Below are 22,408 nucleotides of genomic sequence, written 5' to 3'. Positions count from 1 at the left end.
CGAGATTGATTCAATGAAAACGATGCATTGGCGTCATCCTAGCTCATTTCACATACTGCCCTCCTCATCCCTCGAATGGAGACGGCCATGACCGCCACGCCGCCGCTAAGCCGCGCCCTGATCCTGCTGATGGCCACCGCCGTGGGTCTCGCGGTGGCCAGCAACTATTACGCGCAACCGCTGCTGCACAGCATCGCCGAGCATTTCGGCCTGAGTACCGCCAGCGCTGGCGGCATCGTCATCGCCGCGCAGCTGAGCTATGGCGCCGGCCTGCTGTTGCTGGCCCCGCTGGGCGACCTGTTCGAACAGCGCCGGCTGATCGTCAGCATGATCGCCATCGCCACCATCGGCCTGTTGATAAGTGCCCTCGCCCCAAGCCTGCCGTGGCTTTTGCTGGGCACCACGCTGACCGGTCTGTTCTCCGTGGTGGCCCAGGTGCTGGTGCCCATGGCCGCCGGCCTCAGCGATCCCGCCGAACGCGGGCGCGTGGTCGGCACCCTCATGGGCGGACTGCTGCTGGGCATCCTGCTGGCGCGCACCGCCGCCGGCTTCATGGCCAACCTCGGCGACTGGCGCAGCATCTATCTGCTCGCCGCCGGGCTCATGGCCCTCAGCGCCGTTGCGCTGTTCCGCGCGCTGCCGCAGCGCCGGCAACATGCCGGACTGGCCTATCCGGCGCTGATCGGTTCGGTATTCCGTCTGTTCGCCGAGGAGCCGCTGCTGCGCCTGCGCTCGCTGCTCGGGGCATTTTCCTTCTGCCTGTTCGCGCTGTTCTGGACGCCCCTGGCGTTTCTGCTGAAGGCCGAGCCCTACGACTATTCAGACGGAACGATCGGCCTGTTCGGCCTGGCCGGTGCCGCCGGAGCGCTGGCGGCGAACTGGGGCGGACGCTTGGCCGACCGTGGCAAGGGCGCCCAGGGCACCACCTTCGGCCTGCTCGCACAGATGCTCGCCTGGGTGCCACTGGCCTTCGCCCCGACCTCACTGGCGGCTTTGCTGATCGGCGTGCTGCTGCTCGACCTGGCGGTGCAACTGGTCCACGTCAGCAACCAGAACGCGGTCATCGCCCTGCGCCCGGAAGCGCGCAACCGCCTCAACGCCGGCTATATCACCTGCTACTTCATCGGCGGCGCGACCGGCTCGCTGCTGGGTACCCAGTTGTTCCAGCACTGGGGCTGGGAGGCGATCGTCCTCGCCGGCCTGGTCCTGGGCGCACTGGCGCTGGTGATCTGGCGGCTGGCCGGAAGAAAGGTGATGGAAGTCAGAACTGTCTGACAGACGTCATACCCTCCGTCGCCTGACGATTGACTTGGGGGTATCCGGAGCGCTCAGTAGGGATTGGTCAAAAAGCCCTCTCAACCTGGATTACCCCTATGACAAGACTCACCGTTCAGTCCGGCGATTTCTTGCAAGGTGAAGGCGAGTACCGCAATGGATCGCTCACACTCAAGACCGCTACGAGCCCCTCACCGGGCGAAAAGATCGCACTCTCCCGCATCAAGGACATGAAAGTCGCCAACCAGGAAACCAGTCGCAACCTCAGCAGTGCCCTCGGCTGGGGCGTGGCCGGCTGCCTGATGGCCGGTCCGCTGGGCTTGCTCGCCGGGCTCTGGCTCGGCAGCAAGGACGAGGAAATCACCTTCCTCGCCACCTTCAAGGATGGCCGCAAGCTGCTGGCGGTCACTGACGGCAAGACCTGGTCGAAACTGGACGGCAACTGGCGCCGCCGTACCCAGCAGCAGCCAGCGAAAACCTGAATTCCAGCGTCACCCGCTCGTTCCTGCAGATACGAATGCATTGCAATTGGGGCACCGCAACGCGGTCGCCCCTGTTAAGATTGCGCCCGCGCTGCGGCGCCACTGGCGCAATGCCAGTAGCCTTTCGCACTTGCGCGCCCTTTTTGCGCCTTCCTGTCGCCGTACCGGGCTTTCAGCTTCGGGGTAGCTGCCGACTCATAACGGCGCGCCCGCTGCGGGCCCTCAAGGAGTTTTGCCGCATGTCCCTGCAATGCCCTCGCCTGCCCCTCAGCCTGCTCACGGTCGGCCTGGCCCTGAGCGCCCCGCACGCTTTCGCCGACGGCAGCGTCACCCTGGCCCCGGTCACGGTTTCCGATAGCTGGAGCGATGGCTACCAGCCGCGCCAGGCCCAGGTCGCCGGCTTCACCTCGGCGCCGCTGCTGGACACCCCGGCCTCGGTCTCGGTGTTCACCGAACAGCTGCTGCAGGACCGCCAGGTGCGCCTGCTCAGCGAAGTGCTGCAGAGCGATGCCTCGGTGGGCGAGTCCTACGCGCCGATCGGCTACTACGAGAATTTCAACGTGCGCGGCTTCAGCCTCGACGCGGCGCACAGCTACAAGATCAACGGCCAGACCATCACCGGCGAACAGAACGTGGCGCTGGAGAACAAGCAGCAGGTGGAGTTGCTCAAGGGCTTGTCCGGCCTGCAGAGCGGTGTGTCCGAGCCCGGCGGGATGATCAACTACGTGACCAAGCGCCCGGAGGACGTGCGTTCGCTGACCGTTTCCGGCAGCGCCGAGGGCGAACGCTATATCGCCACCGACCTCGGCGGCTGGTTCGGCAGCGAGCGCCAGTTCGGCCTGCGCGCCAACCTGGCCCATGAGGACATCCGCAGCTACGTCGATCATGCCGACGGCAAGCGCGACTTCGCCTCCCTGGCCTTCGACTGGCAGATGAACCCGGATGCCCTGCTGCAGCTGGATGTCGAGTACCAGAGCCGCGAGCAGTATTCGGTGCCGGGTTACCAGTTGCTCGGCGGCAGCAGCCTGCCCCATGGCATCGATCCCAAGGATCGCCTGGCCTGGCAGGACTGGGCCAGGCCGGTGAAATCCGACTCGCTGAATCTGGGCGGGCGTTTCGAGTACCGCTTCAACGAGGCCTGGACCGGGGCGCTGAGCGCGTCGCGCAGTCGGGTGGTGATCGATGATTACAGTTCGTTTGCCTGGGGCTGCTATTACACGAGCGCTTGCCCAGGCCTGGGCAACAGCTTCAGTCCCAACGGCGATTACGACATCTATGACTTCCGCAGCCCGGACGACACCCGGCGCACCGATGAGGCGCAGGCAACGCTGAGCGGGCGCTTCGATGCGCTGGGCGTGAGTCACGAACTGACCGTCGGGACCAGTGCGCAACGACGCACTGTCGATCAGCGTTCCCTGTTCAACGAACATGCCGAACCGATCGCCGGGCAACCGAACATCTATCAGGACACGCCAGCGGTCACGCCGTCCGACAAAACCCTCGGCCACACCGAACGCCGCCTCGACAGTCGCCAGTACGGCCTGTTCTTCAGCGACCGGATCAGCTTCACCGAGCAATGGCAAAGCGTGATCGGCGCCCGCGTGGTACGCCTGGACGAGGAAGCGTTCAACCAGGACGGCGATTCACTGCGTCACACCCACCAGTACGAACTGCTGCCCAATGCCGCGCTGATGTACAAGCCACGGCCGGACATCTCCGTGTACACCAGCTACAGCAAGGGCCTCTCTTCCGGCGGCGTGGCACCCTGGTTCGTCCTCAACAACCAGGACATCCTCGCCCCGACCACCTCGCACCAGATCGAACTGGGCATCAAGCGCGACTGGCAGCGCATGAGCTTCAGCGCCGCGCTGTTCCAGCTGCGCCAGGCCTACCAGTACGCGCAGCCGGACGGTGCCGGCAACTTCACCTATATGCAGCAAGGCCAGCAGAAGAACATCGGCCTGGAGCTGGGCGTCAGCGGCTGGCTGACCTCGGACCTGCAGATCAACGCCAGCGCCGCGGCGATCCGTGCCCGGGTCGAAGACAGCGGCACCGATGCCTACGACGACCATCAGGCCCTCAATGTCCCGCGCCTGCGCGCGGCGTTGCAGGCCGACTACAGCATCCCCGGCGTTCCCGGCCTGGCCCTGCTCGGCGGCCTGCGCTACAGCGCCAGCAAGTACGCCAACCAGGAAGGCACGGTGGCGGTCGGCGGCTACAGCGTCTTCGACGTGGGCAGTCGCTACCGCACGCGAATCGCCAGGCACGACACAGTGCTGCGCCTGACGGTGGACAACATCTTCGACAAGCGCTACTGGAAGGATGTGGGCGACTACCTGGGCGACAACTACCTGTTCCAGGGCGCGCCGCGCACGGCGCGGGTGTCGGCTTCGGTCAGTTTCTGAAACGTCGACCCAATGCAAAACACACACAGCTCCAGACAGGTGGTACTGCTGCTGGAGCTGTCGAAGCCGATAACCTGCCCATCATTGTCGATATGACTCCGACACCCACGAAAAAGCGGTATGCCGAAGGCATTAAATACCTACGCCTCGCCTGGGATTACCTGTCTTGAGCGGCTCAGGGGGGGACAGCCGCCTAGAACCTGTCGGAATAATTGTGTAATATCTGCGGACCACATAGGTCCGCGTAAGTTTCAATGCGACCCTGGATATACGCCAATATTTAGACGAAAGGCATCCGCAGATGTTTGTAAACTTCTGGAAGCATGGAAGTCCGGCATTGACAAAGACAATTACAACATCAATGCCTACGGCTGTTTATTTAATTTCCTATGCAATCACCACACTATTGGCAGCAACCATCTATTTGTTGCCAGGTGGCGCCGAATATATCACCAACCGCGGCACCGCGTTGGCAGGCAAAGCCTTTGAAATGATAGGCTCGCCGACCTATCTGGCCCTCCTCTACCTGCCGGTCGTGATCGTTCCACTGGCCGCCTGGCTGACGGTGAAACTGCTGAAACGCCCGGCCAAAGTGCTGAACAAAGTCGCGGCTGCCGAACTGCAGATACTGACGCCGGTACTCTGGGTGATCGCACTGATCAGCATTGTCTACTGCACAATGACCCTGCATGCCGCCGGTGCGCTGGACACCGGCCTGCTGTCGGGCGGCGACTATATTTCGAAAACGACGCGCCGGCTGAATCTTCTGGAGAACCTGGGCTTCACGTTCTTCGCCTTTGCCTATGGCATCAACCTGATCATTCCTATCCTGGCATTCATCGCTTATGTCATGCAGGGCGGAAAAATCAGCGATCTGATCCTGTTTATCGTGTCCTTTGTGTTCTTCCTGTTCACCATCACCGCCACTTATTCCAAGGCGCAGATTCTCATCTATCTGATCATGATGGGCGCAGCGTTCGTATTGACCAGAGCCAAGATCAAGTACGTTGCAATCGTCAGCGCTGTTTCGGTATCAGCGTTCATTCTGACCGGCTATGCCATGACCGCACCGCCTGCTGCGCAGGACACCGAAACGACACAGGAAACTGCCACTGCGGCCACGGAAACCACGGAAATAAAGATCACCACCAAGCCGGCGATTCCCTCGATAACACCTGCCGCCTCCGAAACAACGAATCACGCAAAGGGCACTCACCCGAAAGATTCCCACGCGAAGGACGCTCACTCCAAGGACACCGCCGCCAAAAACTCCGTCTCGGCGACGACCACCGCCCCAACCATCACAGCCCCCGTGCCGGTTCCACAGCTCGAGGCAAGTGTTGAGGTCAGCGAACCCAAGCCTGAGACGACCCTGGTGAAGCTGGACGGTGGCCTGATCATGTCCTACATAAAACGGCTTTCAGGGGACGCCTTGCACCGAATGGCGGCAGCAATGCCGTTCTACGTTGCAATGTTCGAAGACGAGTCGGAGCGCTGCGGCATTCAGGGCAATCTGGTACGCAAAGTCTTCGGCATGCCGGAACCGCAGTGCGTACTGCCAATCAAGGTATTCAATGCCATGTATCCGGAAGTCGACTGGGCCCAAGGACAACAACCGGCACCCGCCACCCTGTCCGCTTATGGTGAAATCGGTCTGCCCTGGGCGATTTGCGTGATGATCCTTTGCGGGGTCTTCCTCGGCATCCTCGGGACTATCGGCAGTGCCAGCGCCAGCCCGCTGTTCATCGGTTTCACCGTGGCAGCCTGCTCGTTTGCCTACTACCTGACCCAGGTCTCCATTGTCGCAAGCTTCACTTACCCGCACGGCATCTTCGCTTTCATGATCCCCATCGCAGCCCTTCTCGTCGCTGCGCTGAAAAAACCACGGGCAAGGATACAAAGCGCTGTGGCCTGATCGATAGATCGCTGAGCCCCCATGCCAGTCAGTCACCCTGACTGGCATTTTTGTTTGCGAAGACCCCGCTGCGCGTTCCGATACCCGAAAAACACGAACAAAACAAAAAGCCCCCGGAAACTCATCGTTTCCAGGGGCTTTTCGGTATTGCGAAAGTGGCGGTGAAGAAGGGATTCGAACCCTTGATACAGTTTCCTGTATACACACTTTCCAGGCGTGCTCCTTCAACCGCTCGGACACTTCACCGGATCTCTTCAAGCAGTTCAGCCTGTCGAGGCGCGCTAATTTAGTCGAAAGCCTTTCACTTGGCAAAGGTTTTTTTCAGAATTTTCAAATATTTATGCCGAGGCCCGAAAAAGCGCGGCGAGCCAAGGCATTTTGGCCAATCCATGGTGCGCTTTGCCGTTCCTTTCCCCCCTGCTCCCGCCAGACAAGGGCACAGGGGGAAACAGTGACCAGCCAGTCAGTCATCGTGCTTTACCTGACCCCGGCGGCTGGGTAACGTCTTGCCACTTTTCTCGCCACTTCTCCCGCAAGGACTTCCGTCATGAGTGAGCTGATTACCTACCACCTCGAAGATGGCATCGCGACCCTGACCCTGAACAACGGCAAGGTCAACGCCATTTCCCCCGACGTCATCGCCGCCTTCAACGCGGCACTGGACCGCGCCAGCGAGGACCGTGCCGTGGTCATCGTCACCGGCCAGCCGGGCATCCTTTCCGGCGGCTACGACCTCAAAGTGATGACCTCCAGCCCGCAAGCCGCGGTAGCGCTGGTCACCGCCGGCTCGACCCTGGCCCGCCGCCTGCTCTCCCACCCCTTCCCGGTGATCGTCGCCTGCCCCGGCCATGCCGTGGCCAAGGGTGCCTTCCTGCTGCTCTCGGCGGATTACCGCATCGGCGTCGAGGGTCCGTTCAGCATCGGCCTGAACGAGGTGCAGATCGGCATGACCATGCACCACGCCGGCATCGAGCTGGCCCGCGATCGCCTGCGCCGTTCGGCGTTCCACCGTTCGGTGATCAACGGTGAGATGTTCGACCCGGTCAGCGCCGTGGATGCCGGCTTCCTCGACAAGGTGGTGCCTGCCGAACAGCTGCTGGAAACCGCCCTGGCCGCGGCCCGCCAACTGAAGAAGATCAACATGAACGCGCACCGCAACACCAAGCTGAAAGTGCGCAAGGCGCTGCTCGAGATCCTCGACGACGCGATCATCCGCGATCAGGAACACCTGGCCTGATCGTCCGCCCCGGGCCATCCGACGCCTGGCCCGGGGCGCACATTTCGACAAACAGGAGGTTTGCCGCCGTCGGTGCACATCCGTACACTCCCTCGCGTTTTGTCGAACGAGTCGCACAATGCTCTTCCTTCCTCGCATGCTCCTGCTGGGCGCGCATTTCATCCTGGTGGGCCTGATCGGCCTGTTCATCGGCCTGTGCCGTCCGTTCAACCCCGACAACAGCCGCCTCTATGCGCGCCTGTACGCCTGGCCCTCGAGCTGGCTGCTGCGGCTCAAGGTCGACACCGAGGTCGGCCCGCTGTTCGACCAGCCGCCAGGCTGCGTGATCATCGCCAACCACCAGTCCAACTACGATCTGTTCGTGCTTGGCCACGTCGTGCCACCGCGCACCGTGTGCATCGGCAAGAAAAGCCTCGGCTGGATTCCGCTGTTCGGCCAGTTGTTCTGGCTCGGCGGCAATGTCCTGATCGATCGCGGCAATGCCTACCAGGCGCGCCGCGCGCTGCAGACCACCACCCGTACGCTGCGGGAAAACGACACCTCGATCTGGATCTTCCCGGAAGGCACGCGCAACCCCGGCGAGACGTTGCTGGCGTTCAAGAAAGGCGCTTTCCACATGGCCATCGACGCCGGCGTGCCGATCGTCCCGGTCTGCGTCAGCCGCTACGCCAGGCGCCTCAACCTCAACGGCTGGCGCAAGGAGCGGGTGCTGATCCGTTCGCTGCCGCCCATTGCCACCGCGGGCATGACCCAGCAGGACATCCCGGCGCTGATCGAACAATGTCGCACGCAGATGCAGGCCTGCATCGACCTGATGGAACGTGAACGCCAGCGCGGCTGAGCAGTTGCCGTTTCACCGGGGTCAGACCAAGCTGTCTGTCACGTCAACGCGGAGATACGCACAACCATGGGTCGAGTCGTAGCAGCGGCGGTGTACAGCGCCGGCAGGAAGGTCACCAACATCAGCCTCGACGAGGGCGCCGAATGGGCGAAGAAGCCCGGGCATTTCGTCTGGATCGGCCTGGAAGAACCCAACGCCCAGGAACTGGCCAATCTGCAACGCCAGTTCAACCTGCACGAACTGGCCATCGAAGACGCCCTGGAAAAGCACAGCCGGCCGAAGCTGGAAACCTTCGGCGACGCACTGTTCATCGTCACCTACTCGCCGGTGCGCCAGGACGGCAAGCTGGAATTCATCGAAACCCATATCTTCGCCGGCAACGGCTACATCATCACCTGCCGCAACGGGCACTCGAAATCCTACGCCCTGGTCCGTCAGCGCTGCGAAGCACGCCCGCTGTTGCTGGAACATGGCGAGGATTTCGTCCTGTACGCCCTGCTCGACTTCGTCACCGAGAACTACCAGCCCGTCAGCGAAGCCATTCACGGCGAGATCGAGGAGCTGGAGCAGAGCGTGCTCAGCGCCTCGCTGGTGGAGGACGACATCCGCCGCATCCACAACCTGCGCCGCGACATCCTGCGGCTGCGCCGCTATGTCGCGCCGATGGTGGAAATCAGCGAGGAACTGCAGCGCCTGACCTTCCCCTTCATCGACAAGAACATGCGCCCGTACTTTCGCGACGTGCAGATCCACGTGACGCGGCAGATGGAAGACCTGGCGGGGATCCGCGACCTGGCCAGCCAGACCATCGAGATCGGCATGCTGCTGGAGTCGTCACGGCAAAGCATCGTGCAACGCAAGTTCGCCGCCTGGGCGGCGATCCTGGCGTTTCCCACCGCGGTGGCGGGAATCTACGGCATGAACTTCCAGAACATGCCGGAGCTGAGCTGGCACTACGGCTACTTCGCCGTGCTGGGCGGCATCGTGCTGGGTTGCACCGCGCTGTACGGCAGCTTCAAGCGTTCGGGGTGGCTTTAGGCTGGGCGACGAAACGCATCATCCATTCGGCGACAGTCTGCCCGTGGTGCTCCACGCCGAGGCTGTCGATGCCCTTGCGGTAGACCTCGGCACCGAGGTTCTCCTGGCGCAGGTCGAGCAGCGCGCGGGAATAGTCGTGGATGAACTCCGGGTGGCCCTGGAAGCACAGCACCTGATCGCCGATGTGATACGCCGCATACGGGCAGAAATCGCTGGACGCGATCACGGTGGCGTTTTCCGGTAGCGCGGTGACCTGATCCTGGTGACTGATCAGCAGGGTCAGTTCTTCCACCTGCGGGCTCATCCACGGCGCGCGCGCAGCCATCACGTAGCGGTGGGTGCCGACACCCCAGCCCTGGCTGGCACGCTCGGTCCTGCCGCCCAGTAGCAGGGCCAGCAACTGATGACCGAAACACACGCCCAGCAGCTTGTCGCCGCGCTGGTAGCGATCCAGCAGGAACGCCTTGAGCGTGCCGATCCACGGATCGTCACCGAACGAATCGGCCTTGCTGCCGGTCACCAGATAAGCATCGAAGACCGCATCATCGGGCGGATAGTGGCCGTTCATCACGTTGTACACGGTGAATTCGGCAGCGATCGGTTGCTGGGAGAACAGTTGCTCGAACATCCGTCCATAGCCCTGATACTGCTCGACCAGCTCGGGTCGCAGGACGTCGGTTTCCAGGATGCAGATGCGTAACGACATAGACTTGGCCCTGAACGACAGTGGTGAAAAAACACCGGTGAAGCCTGCCGCGAATATCGGCAGCAGGCAAGCATTCCCTCGGACGAACGGTCATTTCCGTGCAGCCCGTGTGTGTATCCCGTGCATGTGTCTAGTCAGGCATGTCGTGCACGGATGGCATATAGCCTCATGAAAAAAAGGTCTTTCGCGACCAAAGTACAGACGAAAGCGTTCTAAAACAGCGGTAACGTTACGGCAATCCAGGTTGTATACCCATTAACAGCAGGTCCGAAAACAGTGTCCGCAGAGACACCGCCGGACCCGGGACAAGGATGCCAACCGGCTCTCAGGAATAACAACAAAAAGGCAGACAGCCATGCTCAAACAACACAAGGTACGTCAGGCGGGACTCATTCTGTTCGCCACCACACTGCTGCTGATCCTGCCGAACATGACTCGTCTGTTCGGCTGAGCGATCGTCTTTCAGTGTCATTTCAGCGCTGGTGTATGCTGCCGACCTTCACTGGCTGGAGACTCGCCCATGCGCCGCTGCCTCATCCTCCTGCTCGCCCTGCTGGGCCTGCCGTCGTACGCCGCACAGTTGACCCTGGAGCTTGGCGCCACTAGCCGCCAGTGGGACAGCGACGCCCTGCTCAAGCATCCGCAGGCGCGGGACATCCGCATTGACCAGGACGTTTCCTACAAAAAGACCATGCACTACCGCGCCGTGCCGCTGGCCGCGCTGCTGACCGGTATCAAGCCGGACGATCACCTGCAGGCCGTGGCCCTCGATGGCTTCGCCGCGGAAATGCCGGCCGGCCCCCTGCTCCAGTCCGCCCCCGCGCAAGCCTGGCTGGCGGTGGAGGACCCGAAGCAGCCCTGGCCCCCACTGGGCCAGGACAAACCCAGCGCCGGTCCCTTCTACCTGGTCTGGACCAATCCGCGGGCCGGGGGTATCAGCCCGGAACAATGGCCTTACCAGGTCGCCAGCATCCGCCGCCTGCAGCCGGTCGCCGAGCGCTTTCCCGCCCTGCTTCCGGCAGCCGGACTGCGCGCCGACGACCCGATCAGCCGCGGCTTCGCCCTGTTCCAGAAAAACTGCCTGGCCTGTCATCGCCTCAACGGCGCTGGCGATGCCCAGTTCGGTCCGGACCTGAACCTGCCGCACAACCCTACGGAATATTTTCGCCCGGAATTCCTGCGCCGTTATATCCGCAATCCGCAGGATCTGCGCCAGTGGCCACAGGCGCGCATGCCCGGCTTCAGCCCCGATGTGCTGCCGGACGCCGACCTCGACGCCCTGCTCGCTTACCTGAGCCACATGGCCAAGCGCAAATCCTGAGACCTACTGGTTGAACCCGGAGCTCACCAGCACATTGGCGTGCATCTGCTCGTACCCACCACCGCGACGCATGCCGCGCACCGGGCAGGCATCCAGGTAATCCAGGCCCACCGCCAGCTTCAGGTGGCGTTCCGGCACGGCCAGCTGGTTGGTCACGTCGAAGCTGTACCAGGCGTCGTCCAGCCAGGCCTCGGCCCAGGCGTGGCTGGCCATGTGCTGGTTGGCGTTATCGAACAGGTAGCCCGAAACGTAGCGCGCCGGCACCTGGAGACTACGGGCGCAGGCGATGAAGGCATGGGCGTGGTCCTGGCACACCCCGGCGCCACCGGCGAAGGCCTGCGCGGCACTGGTGTCGACCGCGGTGGCACCGGGGCGGTAGGCCATGTGCTCATGCAAGGCGCCCATCAGACCGATCAGCGCGGCACGGTCGCGGTGCTCGCCACAGTGCCGGCCGGCAAACGCACGCAGGGCCTGGTCGGCCTCGGTCAGGCGGGTGAAACGCAGGAATGGCAGGGGCGACTGGCTGTCCTGTTCCGCCTCCAGGTGCGGGTCGATCTCGACTTCTCCGTGCGCGGCGATCAGCAGGTCGGCATGGGGTTCCTCGAGGCTCAGGACGTGCAGGATGTTGCCGAACGGATCACGCCGGGCCTGAACCGGGCGCGGCAGCTCCAGGTGCCATTGCAGCACCTGCTGGCGCTGGTTGTCCGGCGGTGTCAGGCGCAGGTACTGGATGCTGGTGCGCACCTGGTCTTCGTAGTGGTAGGCGGTTTCGTGGCTGATGGTCAGTCTCATACGAGCTCCAGATAAGCGCTGTGAATGGCATTGCCCAGTTCGCGCACCAGCGGAATGTACTGGTTCAACCAGGGATGCAGCCCATGGGCGAGGACTTCGTCGATGCCGGTGTAGCGCAGGCGCGCATCCACCTCCGCCGCCAGCCGCTGCGCCGGTCGGCCATTGCTGCCGGGCAGGCTGGCGAGGATCTGGTCGATTTCCTCGGTGCAGGCGCGCAGGGAACGGGGCACATCGGCACGCAGGAGCAGCAGTTCGGCCACCTGCTGCGCGGTGGGGGCGTCGCGGTAGATCTCGGTATACGCCTCGAACGAGGACAGGGCGCGGAGCAATGCACTCCACTGGTAATAACCGCGGGCGGAACTGTCGCTGACGGTCTCCGCCGCCTCGCCGAACATCTCGTAGCGCGCATCGAGCAGGCGCAGGGTGTTGTCGGCCCGTTCGATGAAGATGCCCAGGCGGATGAAGCGGAACGCATCGTTGCGCATGATGGTGCCGTAGGTGGCGCCGCGAAACAGGTGCGAACGCTCCTTGATCCATTCGCAGAAGCGGCTCATGCCATAGCGACCGAGGCCCTGCTCGGCGATGCCGCGGATCTCCAGCCAGGTGGCGTTGATGTTCTCCCACATGTCGGCGGTGATCTTGCCGCGCACCGCATGGGCACAGGCCCGCGCCGCGCCGAGGCAACTGTAGATGCTCGCCGGGTTGTCCGGGTCGAGCGCGAAGAAGTGCAGCAGGCGCTCGGCATGCAACTGGCCATGACGGGCCAGGTAGTCGTCCAGGGTGCCGGTGATGCGCAGGGCCAGGGTCATCTCGTCGAGGCCATCGCCCTGCCCGTCCTGGGGCATCAGCGACAGCGAATAGCTGACGTCGAGCATCCGCGCGAGGTTTTCCGCGCGCTCCAGATAGCGCGACATCCAGTACAGGTCGGAAGCGGTTCTGCTGAGCATGGTTCAGTCCTCCACCACCCAGGTGTCCTTGGTACCGCCCCCCTGGGACGAGTTCACCACCAGCGAGCCCTCGCGCAGCGCCACCCGGGTCAGGCCGCCAGGCACCACGCGGGTTTCGCGACCGGAAAGGACGAACGGGCGCAAGTCGATATGCCGCGGCGCAATGCCGTTCTCGACGAAGGTCGGGCAGGTCGACAGCGACAGCGTCGGCTGGGCGATATAGGCCGCCGGACGGGCCTTGATGCGCTCGGCGAAGGCGGCGATCTCGGCCTGGGTCGAAGCGGGTCCGACCAGCATGCCGTAGCCACCGGAGCCCTGGGTTTCCTTGACCACCAGCTGCGGCAGGTTGGCCAGCACATGGGACAGTTCGGCGGGATTGCGGCATTGCCAGGTCGGCACGTTCTTCAGGATCGGCTCCTCGTCGAGGTAGAAGCGGATCATGTCGGTGACATAGGGATAGACCGACTTGTCATCGGCCACGCCGGTGCCGATGGCGTTGGCCAGCACCACGTTGCCGCAGCGGTAGGCGGACAGCAGGCCCGGCACGCCCAGCATGGATTCCGGGTTGAACGCCAACGGATCGAGGTAGGCGTCGTCGAGGCGGCGGTAGATCACGTCCACCGGCTTCGGTCCGCCGGTGGTGCGCATGAACACCCGTTCGTCGCGCACGAACAGGTCGGCGCCTTCCACCAGTTCCACGCCCATCTCCCGGGCGAGGAAGGCATGTTCGAAGAAGGCGCTGTTGAAACGTCCCGGCGTCAGCACCACGACACTGGGATCGTCCAGCGGACTGGCGCTCTTCAGGGTGTCGAGGAGCAGGTTCGGGTAGTGATCGATGGGCGCGATGCGCTGCGCGGCGAACAGCTCCGGGAACAGGCGCATCATCATCTTGCGGTCTTCGAGCATGTAGCTGACACCGCTGGGGGTGCGCAGGTTGTCTTCGAGGACGTAGTAGGTACCGTCGCCATCGCGCACCAGATCGACGCCGGAAATGTGTGCATAGAGATCGCGGTGCAGGCTCAGGCCCTGCATCGCCAGCTGGTACTGGTCATTGGCCAGGACCTGCTCGGCGGGAATGATCCCGGCGCGGATGATCCGCTGGTCGTGATACAGGTCGGCGAGAAACAGATTCAGGGCCTTGACCCGCTGGATACAGCCGCGCTCCACCACCCGCCACTCGCTGGCGGGAATGGCCCGGGGAATGGTGTCGAAGGGAATCAGGCGCTCGGTGCCCTGTTCGTCGCCGTACAGGGTGAAGGTGATACCGGCGCGGTGGAACAGCAGGTCGGCCTCGCGGCGGCGCTGCGCCAGCAGTTCGGGCGGCGTCTGCGCCAGCCAGCGGGCGAATTCCCGGTAATGCGGACGGAGCTGACCGTCGGCGGCGTACATCTCATCATAGAATCTGCGAATCATGCCGAACTCCTTGTCACCCGTGCCCAGGCAGCGTCGCAAAGCCCGTGCCAGCGGCATAAAACCTTTTCAATCAAGGAGTTGGAATAGTCTTGGAAAGATGCCGCACCAGAGTTGTGCAGCCACGCCCCTCGCCTTGGAGCACACGCTTCATTGCGAAGCGCCGATGGGCCCGGGGCGGCGTCGGCCGCAACCCCGGACAATGGTTCAGGCCAGGGGACGCTCCTGCTTGACTCCCCAGCCCTGGGCCTCGCCCCCCAATGGTCGGATGACCGCTTCGAAATCCTGTTCGAATTCACCGATCCCGCCATGGGTGGCGTACATGATCTTGCTCAGTTCCAGTTGCCAGCCTTCGTCGCTTTCATGCACCAGGGCGCACAGCGACTCGCCACGAAACTTGCCCGCAGCCCTGCGCGCCCGCTCCTCGTCCGGGAATACCGCGTAAAACTCGATGGGGTGGATTTGCGTGAAGTCGAAGCCGCCTTCTTTCATGCGGCGCAGTACGGTGCTGCTGATGTCTTCGTACAGGTTGCTCATGAATCGTCCTCCTCATGCGATGGATAGACTTTCGGTGCATTCGCACCAACCCCTTGCGCCGTTGGCGGGCGGGGTTCTCGAGCGGGTGTAACGACGGCAAAGGCCGGCGCCGAAAAGCGCGACCCTGTTTGCAGCGTAGCGTCAGGCTTGGCACATCGCCAGCTGAGACGATTCAGGTTCGTTCGGTGATCGCGGTGATTTCCACACCGCTCTGCTCCTTCAGCCACTTGGCGGTGGGGCAGTCGGCGCGGTCCTGGAAGTCATTGAGGTCGAGTTCATCCATGACCGGGAACAGGTGACCGCGTACTCGCCGCGCGGCCTCTTCGATGCTCGGGCGGTTGGCACAGGCGAAGAACAGCGAGGTGCGCTCGCCTTTCTGGTCCACGAAGGTGATTTCCCACTCTTTCATCTGGCGTAGTCCTCGAACGGAAATACGGGGTATGTCCAGCCTACTTCCCGTTGACCCCTGGCAGAGGACATCGTTCCAGCCGCATGGACGGCGCCGCGGGAAAAAAAGACCCCGGCAAGCCGGGGTCCGAGGGGTCTGCAACAGCGTCAGCCGGTCACTCCGGAATGCCGTGGACCACACCGGCGGTGTTGTCCATCAGGCTCTTGGTCGCGGTCTGGATGAACGACTCGAGTTTCTTCACCATCAGCGCCTTCTCGGCGTCATCGACGCGCTCGGCGCTGAACTCGCGACCGAGTTTGTAGCGATACACGATCGGCGCGGCTTCCTTGGACTCGATGAGAATGTGGTCGCCCTGGATCAGGAACACGTTCTGGTCGCTGCCCGACGGCTTGACCATGCCGATGCCCTGGTCGCCTTCCGGCAGGTTGAGCAGGTCGCGGCCCCAGCACTGGTGACGGGTTTCACCGCCCAGGCGGCCCATGATGGTCGGCACGATGTCGATCTGGGTACCGACGACATCGCTGCGCTTGCCGAATTTCTCCTGGATGCCCGGAGCGATCAGCAGCATCGGCACGTTGAAACGGCCGAGGTCCATCTCGGTGACCTGCTGGTTGTTGCCGAAACCGTGGTCGCCGACGATGACGAACAGGGTTTCCTTGAAGTACGGCTCCTTGCGCGCCTTCTCGAAGAACTGGCCCAGGGCCCAGTCGGAGTAGCGCATCGCGGTCAGGTGCTCGTCCAGACGACCGTGGCCGGTCACCGGCTCCACCGGCAGGTTCTTCGGCAATGCGTATGGCGTGTGGTTGGACAGGGTCTGCAGCAGGGCATAGAACGGTTTCTTGCCGTAATTGTGCGCCAGCTCCTGGGCACCGCGGTCGAACATGTCCTGGTCGGACACGCCCCAGGTCGGGTCGGAGAACACCGGATTGACGAAGTCGTTGCGGCCGATGAAGGTGGTCATGCCCTGGTTGCCGAAGAAGCCGGACTGGTTGTCCCAGGCGAAATCACCGTTGTAGACGTAGACGTCGTCATAGTCGCGGGCACTGAGCAGCGCCGGCAGGCCGGACAGCTTGTGACCGCCTTCCGGGGTCTGCATCAGGTATTCGAAGCCCGGCAGGTTGGGGAAGCAGGCCATGGTGGCGAACATGCCCTGGTGGGTATGGGTGCCGTTGGAGAAGAAGCGCTCGAACAGCAGGCCTTCTTCGGCCAGCTTGTCGAAGTACGGGGTGATGTTGCCCTCGGCACCCAGCGCGCCCACGGAGTGGCCAGCGAAGCTTTCCATGAGGATCACCACCACGTTCTTGATCGGCAGGGTGTTCTGCGCCGGCGGGTTGAAGTCACGGCGCACGGCGGCGCTGTCGGCATCGACCAGCGTGTCGTGCGGGGTCAGCAGCATGTCGCGCACGGTCTGCTGCGCCACCTGCGGATCGAGGGTCGACTTCCAGATATTGTCGCGGTCCTCGGACATGCGGCTCTTGGCGGCGTCGATCAGGGTCAGGGTGCCGTTCAGGCCGAGCTGGTTGACGAAGTTGGAATCGGTGGTGAAGGCATCCCCCCAGCGCATCGGCGGGCCCTGGCGCAGGGTGCCGCGGGCGGCGACCACGGCCACCAGCAGGATCATGAAGAACACCACGCCACGCACATACCACGGCGCCACGCTGCGCACGCCAGCCAGGTTGCTCTGGTACTGGCTGCGAGGGCGGGTGAGACGATCGATACCCTTGAAGGCCAGGCTCATGACCACGGTGCCGATGGCCCAGGCCAGCAGGTAGCGGACCACCGGGAAGCCGTACCAGATCATGCTCGAGACGGTCTTCGGATCTTCCTTGATGTACTGGAAGACCAAGCCGTTGAGGCGCTGGTGGAACTCGCGATAGAAGTCCATTTCCACCAGGCCGAGGAACAGCACGACACTGGAGGCCACGCTCAGCCACAGGCGGAACAGCCCGCGCGCGGCCATGGCCCGGGCGCTGAGGATCGCCAGCAGCAGCGGAATGCTCAGGTACACCACCACGCGCAGGTCGAAGCGCAAGCCGTTGAGGAAGCCTTCGGCGACGGTCGAGTACGGCGTCTCGCCGATCATTTCGCTGTTGTAGACCAGCAGCGCGAAGCGCACCAGGCTGAGCATCAGCATGATCACCAGGCCGCACAGCAGGGTGTAGAGCAGGTGTGATTTGACCGTCGGTTGCAGGCGCGAGGCGTCCGTTTTAGCCATGAAGTGGAAGATCCCTGAAAATCTGGTTATGGGAGGCACATTGACGCGAAGCGGCGGCACCCGGGTGGATTTCCCGAGCGGCCGAACCATTAGGCGAATGGATAATTGCGCGCGCGATTGTCTTCAATCGATTGTGAAAATTTCGTTGAGGCGCGGACGAGACCTATAAACGCACATTTCCGCGTGGTCCGGCAATGGCCCAGATGATCAGGCCGAGTACCGGCAGGAGGATGATCAGGAGAATCCACAGGACCTTGGCGCCGCCCCCCGCGCTGCTTTTGATCACATTGAGGATGGCCCAGATATCCAGGGCGAGAATGACCAGACCGGCGAGGCCGTTGAACGTCGAACCCATTTTGTTGCTCCCAATTCAAGCGCTTCCGAGAGGATAGCTGGCTATTGGCCCTATAGACGTCCTTGCCTGGAGGTCGTTCCGGCCCCCCGCCTAAACTTGTTTCATCGTTTTTCCGGAGAGATGCCCATGCCCCCAGCCCAGACCCACAGCCCCTCCGCGCCCACGCCGATGCTCAATGCCTGGCTGCAGCAGGTGCAATCGACCCCCTGGCTCAGTGCCGGCCTTGGTTTGAGCCTGCTCGCGGTGCTCTGGCTGATGGGCGCCAGCGCCTGGAACGCGGTTCACGGCGATCACCAGGAAAACCTGCACATGGCCATGCTCGGCGGCCTCGCCGGCTTCGCCGCCACGGCGCTGGGCGCTGTGCTTGCCGTGGTCCTGCGCGAAGTCAGCGCGCGCACCCAGGACGTCATGCTCGGCTTCGCGGCCGGGATGATGCTCGCCGCCAGTTCCTTTTCCCTGATCCTGCCAGGCCTCGACGCCGCCCGCGAAATCACCGGCAACGGCCCGTTCGCCGCGCTGACCGTGGTGGTCGGCATGGGCCTGGGGGTACTGCTGATGCTCGGCCTCGACCGTTTCACCCCACACGAACACGAAAGCACTGGCCCCTGCGGCCCGCAGGCCGAACGGATCAACCGGGTGTGGCTGTTCGTCCTGGCGATCACCCTGCACAACCTGCCGGAGGGCATGGCCATCGGTGTGAGCTTCACCACCGGCGACCTGAATGTCGGCCTGCCGCTGACCAGCGCCATCGCCATCCAGGACATCCCCGAAGGCCTGGCAGTGGCCCTGGCCCTGCGCGCCACCGGCCTGTCGAACCTGAAGGCCGCCTTGGTGGCGATCGGCTCGGGCCTGATGGAACCGCTGGGCGCGGTGATCGGCCTGGGGATTTCCAGCGGTTTCGCCCTCGCCTACCCGATCAGCATGGGCCTGGCGGCCGGCGCGATGATTTTCGTGGTGTCCCACGAAGTGATCCCGGAAACCCACCGCAACGGCCACCAGACCTCGGCAACCCTCGGCCTGATGGGCGGCTTCGCCGTGATGATGTTCCTCGATACCGCCCTCGGTTAAACGTGGACCGCGACCCGCAGCGCCTCCAGCGCAGGCGCCGCGGCGATGTTCAGTTCGGCGCACAGCTGCAGAACCCGCGGCAGGTCGTTGCCACACACCAGGACCATCTGCAGCTCGTCATCGAGCAACTGACTGAAGTTCATCAACACGTAGCCGCCGGCTTCCTTGTTCATGCTGCCCATCTGGATCTGGATGCGGTTGAGCGCGGTGAGTGGCTCGACCTTGGCCAGTTGCTTGGGCTTGATGTTGAACGGCACGCTCTTGTCGAACGAATCGCTGATCTGCGCGAGCAGGTCCGGATAGGTGTCCGCCTGGAACAGCACGGTGTCCGGCAGGCTGCCGACCACCACCCACTCGCCCAGCGGGATCGGGAAGCTGTCGTCGTAGTTGATGTCGGGGTTGGCGGCGAGGAAGCCCTCGGGGTCGGCATAGGCCTGCGCCGCTTCGTCGGCGATCCGCTCGATATCCTGCTCGGCCAGGCAGCCGGAGCTGATTTTGCCGATGAGTTCGACCAGTTGGTTTTTCATGGGGAGGCCCTGTGCCGCTGGAAAAAAGGCGCCAAGGATAGCCGCAAACGCCTGCCGGGGGTTAGCCGGCCAGCGCCCGCAGGCGCGCGGCGGTGTCGGCCGCGCCCATGGCCTGGGCCGAAGCCAGGGCATCGGCGCCGCGCACATCGCGACGGTGGGGATCAGCGCCCTGCTCAAGCAGGTAGTCGACGATGGCGACGCGGTTGAACATCGCCGCCATCATCAGCGCGGTACGCCCGTCGCCCGCGCTGGCATCCGGGTCGCCGCCGCCCTCCAGCAGCAGGCGGACCATCGGAAGGTCGCCCTTGAACGCCGCGCCGGCCAGGGGCATCTGCTGGTTGTCGTTGGCGATCGCGGGATCCGCGCCGTGCTCCAGCAGCACCCGCGCGGCATCGAGGTGGCCGTGGTAGCTGGCCAGCATCAGCAGGGTATCGCCCTTGTGGTTGCGCAGATTGGCCGGCACCCCGCTGTCCAGCAAGCGCGCGAGCATGGCGGCATCACCCTGGCGGGCGCGCTCGAAAACCTCGGCGGCGAAGGCGGCAGCCTCCTCGGCAGTCATGGTCACCGGCTCACGTCGATCGGACACAAGGAACCTCCGCGGCATGACAAAGCCCAATGCCTTGTCAGCGCCTTGTCTGTGGATATGTGGATAAGTCCCTTGCAGCGGGCGAAAAGTTCGATCGGCCAGAAGCATTGCAAATTGCACTGTGCAAATTGCACGACCATGCAGTCTGCACGAAAGCTGTTTTGACGAAACAGATTAAACTATTGATTTAAAAAGGTTTTTTAATAAATAAAAGCTGGCACGCTCACTGCACCCTTCAGTTCATGTCTGTCACCCACAGCCAGGAGCTGATATGGACCTCATTCAGGAAAAATTCGCCTCGGTGTTCTCCGCCTACCAGGTCACCACTCAAGCGCGCCCGGACGGCGGCATCCTGCTGACCCTGCGCGCCGCTGACGGCAAGCAGACCCGGCGTTCGATTTCCTATGCCCAGTTGCACAGTGCCGAGCAGCTGTCCTGGGCGATCAGCGCGATTCGCCGCGACCTGGCCGAGCAGGCCAGTGAATTGCCGGTGATTTCGATGCTGCAGAGTCAGCAGCGGTTCGCGCTGCCGACCTATCGTTGAGCACTGCACGAGCTGGCTTGCCGCGGTCCTTCGCTGGCAAGCCAGCGCCTGCGAGGATCGGCGAACCTAGAAGGTCTCGTCCAACCCCGGAAATGCCCGCGAACGCTCGTCCCCGGTCAACTCGACCTTGCGTCCCGCCTCGCTCTCGAACTCCCGCACCAGCAGCAGATTCGGCTGCTCGCCGATATCGAACCACTGCGCCGTCCCCGCCGGCAGGCTGATCACATCGCCCCGCTCGCCCACCAGGGCATAGACATACTCGCCGACACGCAGATTCAGCAGTCCGCGCCCGCTGACGAAGAACCGCAGGTCCTTGCCGGCGTGACGACGCTCGTCGATCAGGCCTGCGCGAATTTCATCCTTCTGCGCATGTTCCGGGTGCACGCTCAACACCTCCAGCACCCCGCTACCCAGCTCTTCGAGCTGGCCGCGCAAGGCCGCGATCACTTCATCGGCGCCGGTGCCCGGACGAATCCGCGCGGCCGGCTCGCGCTGCTCGAAGTGCACGCCCTGCTCCGCCAGGGTCGCGGCGATGTCGTCAGCGTGGGTGAGGACCTTGTTCGGCGTGTCGGGGGTGGACTGGTGATAAACGCTGAGGATGCTCAAGGGGCAACTCCTGATCTTTCGAAAACGTGATGAGGACGCTACGCGGCGTCCTCTTTCAAGCGGGTCGCAATGATAACGGCTGCGGCCAGCGCCGCGACGCTGGCAATACTAAAGGTGATGCCCGGGCCCAGGGTCTTCCAGCTGTACCCCGCGTACAACGCGCCCAGCGCACCGCCGGTACCGGACAACGCAGCGTAGAACGCCTGGCCCTGGCCCTGCTGGCGCGCGCCGAAACTGCGCTGGACGAAGGCGATGCAGGACGCATGGAAGGCACCGAAGGTCGCCGCGTGCAGCAACTGGGCGAGCAGCAGCACGCCAAGGTGCTCGGCAAAGCTGCCCAGCAGCACCCAGCGCAACGCCGCCAGCAGGAAGCTCGCCAGCAGCACCCGGCGCAGGGAAACCCGCGCCAGGATTGCGCTCATCACCACGAACAACAGCACTTCCGCCAGCACGCCCAGGGCCCAGAGCATGCCGATGGTGCCGCGGGCGTAGCCGAGTTGCTCCAGGTGCAGGGTCAGAAAGGTGTAGTACGGCCCATGGCTGAGCTGCATCAGCGCCACACAGATATAGAACGCCAGCACCCCGGGGCGGCTCAGTTGGCGCAGAAAGCCGCCGCTCGCCGCTCGCTCGGCCTGCTCCACCGGCTGCGCATTGGGCACCCACAGGCTGGCCAGGACGATCCCGGCCATGATGCACACCAGCGCCACCGGGTAGATATCCAGGCTCAGCCATTCGAACAGACGGCCCAGGCCGACCACGGTGAGGATGAAACCGATGGAGCCCCACAGGCGGATCTGGCTGTAGCGTCCGGTCTGGCCCTGCAGATGGGCCAGGGTGATGACTTCGAACTGCGGCAGCACCGCATGCCAGAAAAACGCATGCAGGGCCATGACCAGCGCCAGCCAGGCATAGCTCTTGTCGACGAAGATCAGGGCAAAACTGGCCAGCGTACACAGCGCGCCAAGGCGCACGATGAGCAGGCGCCGGCCGCTGCGATCGCCGAGCCAGCCCCACAGGTTGGGGGCGACGCAGCGCATCAGCATGGGGATCGCCACCAGTTCGCCGATGCGCGCGCTGGAAAAGCCCAGGTGATCGAAATACAGCGCCAGAAACGGCGCGGTGGAACCGAGCAGGGCGAAATAGAAGAGGTAGAAACTGGACAGCCGCCAGTAGGGAAGCGCCACGACTCAGC

The 22,408-nt window shown here is 63.5% G+C and carries 22 protein-coding genes and 1 tRNA gene; 10 read left to right on the top strand and 13 right to left on the bottom strand.

Annotation, left to right across the window (positions count from 1 at the left end; all coding sequences use genetic code 11):
• Positions 1 to 87 precede the first annotated feature (87 nt).
• From RTI28_RS09725 to RTI28_RS09710, 4 genes are all read left to right on the top strand, one after another.
• Positions 88 to 1,275 (top strand): MFS transporter, encoded by a 1,188-nt coding sequence (locus RTI28_RS09725; RefSeq protein WP_316920251.1) that lies wholly within the window; start codon positions 88 to 90, stop codon positions 1,273 to 1,275.
• A gap of 98 nt (positions 1,276 to 1,373) precedes the next feature.
• A complete protein-coding gene (locus tag RTI28_RS09720; protein ID WP_042122374.1) occupies positions 1,374 to 1,757 on the top strand; it encodes a hypothetical protein in 384 nt (127 codons plus the stop codon).
• 239 nt (positions 1,758 to 1,996) lie between these two features.
• Positions 1,997 to 4,162: a TonB-dependent siderophore receptor gene (locus RTI28_RS09715; RefSeq protein WP_316920250.1), complete on the top strand. Its 2,166-nt coding sequence runs from the start codon at positions 1,997 to 1,999 to the stop codon at positions 4,160 to 4,162.
• A gap of 301 nt (positions 4,163 to 4,463) precedes the next feature.
• On the top strand, positions 4,464 to 6,077 hold the full coding sequence (locus RTI28_RS09710; RefSeq protein WP_316920249.1) for a hypothetical protein: 1,614 nt from the start codon (positions 4,464 to 4,466) through the stop codon (positions 6,075 to 6,077).
• A gap of 156 nt (positions 6,078 to 6,233) precedes the next feature.
• On the opposite strand, the gene RTI28_RS09705 is transcribed toward RTI28_RS09710, so the two are convergent.
• Positions 6,234 to 6,323: transfer RNA gene (locus RTI28_RS09705), tRNA-Ser, on the bottom strand.
• Between the two features lie 301 nt (positions 6,324 to 6,624).
• Here RTI28_RS09705 and RTI28_RS09700 point away from each other — a divergent pair.
• From RTI28_RS09700 to RTI28_RS09690, 3 genes are all read left to right on the top strand, one after another.
• Positions 6,625 to 7,314: a crotonase/enoyl-CoA hydratase family protein gene (locus RTI28_RS09700; protein ID WP_316920248.1), complete on the top strand. Its 690-nt coding sequence runs from the start codon at positions 6,625 to 6,627 to the stop codon at positions 7,312 to 7,314.
• 118 nt (positions 7,315 to 7,432) lie between these two features.
• Positions 7,433 to 8,155, top strand: a complete 723-nt coding sequence (locus tag RTI28_RS09695) for a 1-acylglycerol-3-phosphate O-acyltransferase (RefSeq protein WP_316920247.1) — start codon at positions 7,433 to 7,435, stop codon at positions 8,153 to 8,155.
• A gap of 66 nt (positions 8,156 to 8,221) precedes the next feature.
• Entirely contained in the window at positions 8,222 to 9,193 is a 972-nt protein-coding gene (locus RTI28_RS09690) for a magnesium and cobalt transport protein CorA (protein ID WP_316920246.1), read from the top strand.
• On the opposite strand, the gene RTI28_RS09685 is transcribed toward RTI28_RS09690, so the two are convergent.
• Entirely contained in the window at positions 9,171 to 9,899 is a 729-nt protein-coding gene (locus RTI28_RS09685) for an amidotransferase (RefSeq protein ID WP_316920245.1), read from the bottom strand. The genes RTI28_RS09690 and RTI28_RS09685 overlap by 23 nt on opposite strands.
• A gap of 520 nt (positions 9,900 to 10,419) precedes the next feature.
• Here RTI28_RS09685 and RTI28_RS09680 point away from each other — a divergent pair.
• The gene (locus RTI28_RS09680) at positions 10,420 to 11,220 is read left to right on the top strand and encodes a cytochrome c (protein ID WP_316920244.1); all 801 of its coding nucleotides are present in this window, start codon (positions 10,420 to 10,422) and stop codon (positions 11,218 to 11,220) included.
• Between the two features lie 3 nt (positions 11,221 to 11,223).
• On the opposite strand, the gene RTI28_RS09675 is transcribed toward RTI28_RS09680, so the two are convergent.
• The 7 genes from RTI28_RS09675 to RTI28_RS09645 all read right to left on the bottom strand — a co-directional run bounded on the left by RTI28_RS09675 (position 11,224) and on the right by RTI28_RS09645 (position 17,885).
• A complete protein-coding gene (locus tag RTI28_RS09675; protein WP_316920243.1) occupies positions 11,224 to 12,012 on the bottom strand; it encodes a transglutaminase family protein in 789 nt (262 codons plus the stop codon).
• Positions 12,009 to 12,959, bottom strand: coding sequence for an alpha-E domain-containing protein (locus tag RTI28_RS09670; RefSeq protein ID WP_042122418.1), 951 nt, complete (start codon positions 12,957 to 12,959; stop codon positions 12,009 to 12,011). The genes RTI28_RS09675 and RTI28_RS09670 overlap by 4 nt, the downstream gene beginning before the upstream one ends.
• Before the next feature lie 3 nt (positions 12,960 to 12,962).
• Positions 12,963 to 14,372 carry a circularly permuted type 2 ATP-grasp protein gene (locus RTI28_RS09665; protein ID WP_316920242.1) on the bottom strand — a complete coding sequence of 470 codons (1,410 nt, stop codon included), beginning with the start codon at positions 14,370 to 14,372 and terminating at the stop codon, positions 12,963 to 12,965.
• Between the two features lie 204 nt (positions 14,373 to 14,576).
• Positions 14,577 to 14,906 (bottom strand): ribonuclease E inhibitor RraB, encoded by a 330-nt coding sequence (locus tag RTI28_RS09660; RefSeq protein WP_042122420.1) that lies wholly within the window; start codon positions 14,904 to 14,906, stop codon positions 14,577 to 14,579.
• A 172-nt stretch (positions 14,907 to 15,078) separates the two neighbouring features.
• Positions 15,079 to 15,315 (bottom strand): hypothetical protein, encoded by a 237-nt coding sequence (locus tag RTI28_RS09655; protein ID WP_316920241.1) that lies wholly within the window; start codon positions 15,313 to 15,315, stop codon positions 15,079 to 15,081.
• Positions 15,316 to 15,469: 154 nt separating this feature from the next.
• The gene (locus RTI28_RS09650; RefSeq protein ID WP_316920240.1) at positions 15,470 to 17,530 is read right to left on the bottom strand and encodes an LTA synthase family protein; all 2,061 of its coding nucleotides are present in this window, start codon (positions 17,528 to 17,530) and stop codon (positions 15,470 to 15,472) included.
• A 163-nt stretch (positions 17,531 to 17,693) separates the two neighbouring features.
• The gene (locus tag RTI28_RS09645; RefSeq protein WP_316920239.1) at positions 17,694 to 17,885 is read right to left on the bottom strand and encodes a PLDc N-terminal domain-containing protein; all 192 of its coding nucleotides are present in this window, start codon (positions 17,883 to 17,885) and stop codon (positions 17,694 to 17,696) included.
• A 126-nt stretch (positions 17,886 to 18,011) separates the two neighbouring features.
• Between RTI28_RS09645 and RTI28_RS09640 the strand changes: the two genes are divergently transcribed.
• Positions 18,012 to 18,953, top strand: coding sequence for a ZIP family metal transporter (locus RTI28_RS09640; protein WP_316920238.1), 942 nt, complete (start codon positions 18,012 to 18,014; stop codon positions 18,951 to 18,953).
• Here the strand turns inward: RTI28_RS09640 and RTI28_RS09635 are convergent.
• On the bottom strand, positions 18,950 to 19,480 hold the full coding sequence (locus RTI28_RS09635; RefSeq protein ID WP_316920237.1) for a hypothetical protein: 531 nt from the start codon (positions 19,478 to 19,480) through the stop codon (positions 18,950 to 18,952). The two genes, RTI28_RS09640 and RTI28_RS09635, sit on opposite strands and share 4 nt — an antisense overlap.
• 61 nt (positions 19,481 to 19,541) lie before the next feature.
• Positions 19,542 to 20,084 (bottom strand): ankyrin repeat domain-containing protein, encoded by a 543-nt coding sequence (locus tag RTI28_RS09630; RefSeq protein ID WP_410478973.1) that lies wholly within the window; start codon positions 20,082 to 20,084, stop codon positions 19,542 to 19,544.
• A 253-nt stretch (positions 20,085 to 20,337) separates the two neighbouring features.
• Here RTI28_RS09630 and RTI28_RS09625 point away from each other — a divergent pair, with 253 nt between their 5' ends.
• Positions 20,338 to 20,610, top strand: coding sequence for a DUF3509 domain-containing protein (locus tag RTI28_RS09625; protein ID WP_316920235.1), 273 nt, complete (start codon positions 20,338 to 20,340; stop codon positions 20,608 to 20,610).
• A 66-nt stretch (positions 20,611 to 20,676) separates the two neighbouring features.
• Here RTI28_RS09625 and RTI28_RS09620 read toward each other — a convergent pair whose 3' ends face one another.
• A complete protein-coding gene (locus tag RTI28_RS09620; protein ID WP_316920234.1) occupies positions 20,677 to 21,216 on the bottom strand; it encodes an acireductone dioxygenase in 540 nt (179 codons plus the stop codon).
• 38 nt (positions 21,217 to 21,254) lie between these two features.
• Entirely contained in the window at positions 21,255 to 22,400 is a 1,146-nt protein-coding gene (locus tag RTI28_RS09615) for an MFS transporter (protein ID WP_316920233.1), read from the bottom strand.
• Positions 22,401 to 22,408: the final 8 nt, after the last annotated feature.

This window comes from Pseudomonas sp. zfem002 (genome assembly GCF_032621685.1).
In the GTDB taxonomy this organism is placed as follows: Bacteria; Pseudomonadota; Gammaproteobacteria; order Pseudomonadales; family Pseudomonadaceae; genus Aquipseudomonas; species Aquipseudomonas japonica.
This window is presented reverse-complemented; position numbering and strand designations above follow the sequence as displayed.